General features: G+C 75.7%; 1 protein-coding gene and 1 pseudogene. Both read right to left on the reverse strand.

Annotated features, from left to right (window positions below):
* Window positions 1–547 (reverse strand): PE family protein (locus AO501_RS12835; RefSeq protein ID WP_156452516.1); only part of this gene is annotated, 547 nt, incomplete at its 3' end.
* Between the two features lie 129 nt (window positions 548–676).
* Window positions 677–3,027, reverse strand: a pseudogene (locus AO501_RS37970) (PE family protein); the annotation flags it as partial.

Here is a 3,027-nt window from a genome sequence, read left to right on the forward strand (position 1 = left end):
TCCCGCCGGCTCCGCCCGCGGCGCCCGCACCCCCGGCGCCACCGGCACCGCCCGCACCGAGTAGACCGGCATTCCCGCCGGCGCCGCCGGCCTGCCCGGCCGCCCCCGACCCGCCATTGCCGCCGTTACCCCACAGCAACCCACCCAGTCCGCCGGCCTGCCCAGTGCCCGGCGCGCCGTTGGCGCCATCGCCGATCAGCGGACGCCCCAGCAGTTGCTGGGTCGGGGCGTTGATCAGGTCCAGAAGCGGCTGCAACGGGCCGGCATTGAGTGCCTCCGCGCGCGCATACCCGGCCGCGCCGACAGATAACGTCTGAACAAACTGCTCATGAAGCGCCGTGGCCTGTTCGGCCAGCTCCTGATAACCCAGCGCATGCCCGGAGAACATCGCCGCGATCGCCTGCGACACCTCGTCGGCTGCCGCACTGGCCAGGCCCGTCGTCGACCGCGCAGCGACCGCATTGGCCGCAGAGATGGTCGAACCGATACCCGCCACGTCTGCAGCCGCGGCCACGACCAGATCCGGTGAAACAACCATGAAAGTCATCAGCGACCTCGCCGTCTCTTCAGGCAACCCGAAAAACCACCGGCAACGACCGGCGCACCCGCCCAGGCGCGAGCATGAGTCGACGCGTTCACTCGAAAGCCCGTCCTTTCTCCTGCACCGGCATTGGGACTAGGTAGCACCGCTACCGCCGGTGCCGCCGCCGCCCCCGACACCGCCAGTAACGTTCGTATTTCCGCCAGTCGGGCCGCCGCCGGGGGCGCCGTTGGTTCCGGCGTCGCCGGAATTTCCGTCGAAGGAGTTTCCGCCCCTGCCGCCCGTGCCGCCGGTGCCGCCAAAACCACCGGTGCCGTAGAGGTCAGCGCTGCCGAACTGGTCGTTGCCGTTGCCGCCCTTGCCGCCGTTGCCGCCGTCGCCGCCGTCGGCGGCATTGCCGCCAGCGGCGGTTGGGCTGCCACCGGTGCCGCCTACGCCGCCGCTGCCGCCGTTGCCCCCGTTGCCGTTGCGGCTACCGATAAGTTGACTTTCTCCGCCGAAACCTCCGGTACCGCCGGTACCACCGTTGCCGCCGGCGCCGGCGTCGCCGCCCAGACCTTTCCCGGAGACGCCGCCTCCGAGGCCGCCGTTTCCGCCTGCGCCGCCGGTGCCGCCGGTGCCGCCGTTGTAGCCCGAGGAGACAAGGGCGACGTCGGTAGCGTGGCCGCCGGTGCCTCCCGTGCCCCCGTTGCCGGCAGTGCCGCCGGCACCACCATCCGCCCCGTTGCCCTGGCCGCCGTTGCCGGCGTCGCCGCCGGCGCCGCCGTTCCCGCCGGCCCCTCCATCCCGGCCGAGGTCACCGCCTTCGCCGCCGGTTCCCCCGGTGTTCCCATTGCCGCCGCTGCCCCCGGCGCCTCCCTTGCCGCCGCCGAATCCGCCGTTGCCGCCGATGCCGCCGATGCCGCCGCCGCCGCCGACGCCGCCGGGGCCGCCGTTACCGCCGATGCTCGCGGTGCCGCCGCTTCCGCCTTTGCCGGCCAGACCGCCGTTGCCGCCCTTGCCGCCGTCGCCGCCACCGACGCCGGCGACGCCGTTGCCGCCAAGACCTCCGGCACCGCCCTGGCCGCCGCCACCGCCGGCGCCACCGTTATAGCCGTCACCGGTGATGCCGCCCGCGCCGTCGGCGCCATTGCCGCCGATGCCGCCGTTGCCGCCGTCACCGCCTTTGCCCGCGACGCCCGCGACGCCCGCGGTGCCGGCGATGCCACTGCCTTTCGTGCCGGCCGCGCCGCCCGCACCGGCGTTGCCGCCGGCGCCGCCGGTGCCGCCGATGCCGCCGTCGCCGCCAGGCGGACCGTCGGAGCCATCCGGCGGCGGCGGCCGCACGCCGGCGACGCCGTTGCCTCCCTGGCCGCCCTTACCACCGTTGGCGCCGTTGCCGCCTGCCCCGCCGCTGCCGGCGGTTCCGCCGTTGCTGGCGCCGCCATTGCCGCCTTGACCGCCGCTGCCGCCTTTCGTGCCGTTGCCGCCGGCTCCGCCGTCGGTGTTGAAGTCGTTGGTGCCGTTGCCGCCCAACGCGCCGTTTGCGCCGTTGCCGCCGTTGCCGCCGATACCTGCCTTGCCGACGGTTCCAGCGGCGCCCGGACCCGTGCCGGCGAGACCGGCTTTGCCGGCGGCGCCGCCGTTGCCGCCGTTGCCGCCGTCCCCGCCATCGGTGCTGGCTGTGCCGGCGAGGCCGAGACCGCCGTTGCCGCCTTTGCCGCCGTTGCCGCCGTTGCCGCCGGCACCATTGGTGCCGCCGGCGTTGGCTGAGCCGCCGGTGCCGCCTTGTCCGCCGTCCCCGCCGCCGCCACCGGTGCCGCCGTTGATGTTGCCGACGATGCCCGCGGGACCGGTGTCGCCGACACCGCCGTTGCCCCCGAGTCCACCTTTGCCGCCGTCGCCCGATATGCCGTTGCTACCTCCGGTGCCTCCGGTCCCCGCGAGGCCGGCGGTACCGGCGTTGCCACCGGTCCCGCCCATGCCGCCGTTGCCGCCCTTGGTGCCCACAACGACGGCTGGGCCGCCGTTGCCGCCGGTGCCACCGACGCCGCCGTTGCCGCCATTGCCGCCGGTGCCGTTGACGCCACCTGGGCCGCTGGCGCCGCCGGCTCCGCCGTTGCCTCCGGCCCCGCCGGCGGGCCCGGGGTTGCCGTCCAGTCCGGCTCCGCCGGCGGCCCCGGCCCCACCGTTGCCGCCGTAGCTGCCGTTGCCGCCGTGACCGCCGCTGCCGTAGCCACCCGCGGTCCCGCCGATGCCGCCGACGCCGTTGCTGCCGCCGGCACCGGCGTTACCGCCGTCGCCGCCGTTACCACCGTTGCCGCCGGCCAGCGCGCCGGTGGCATCGGCGCCGTGACCGCCGTCGCCGCCGGCGGCGCCGCTACCGCCCGACCCGCCGTTGCCATTGATGGCGAAATTGCCGCCGTTGCCGCCCAATCCGGCGGCACCACCGTCACCGCCGCGACCCCCGCTGCCGCCGCTGTGGGCGCTGTTTGCCGCCACCCCGC

The sequence above is a fragment of the Mycobacterium gordonae genome (assembly GCF_001417955.2).
Classification (GTDB): domain Bacteria; phylum Actinomycetota; class Actinomycetes; order Mycobacteriales; family Mycobacteriaceae; genus Mycobacterium; species Mycobacterium gordonae_B.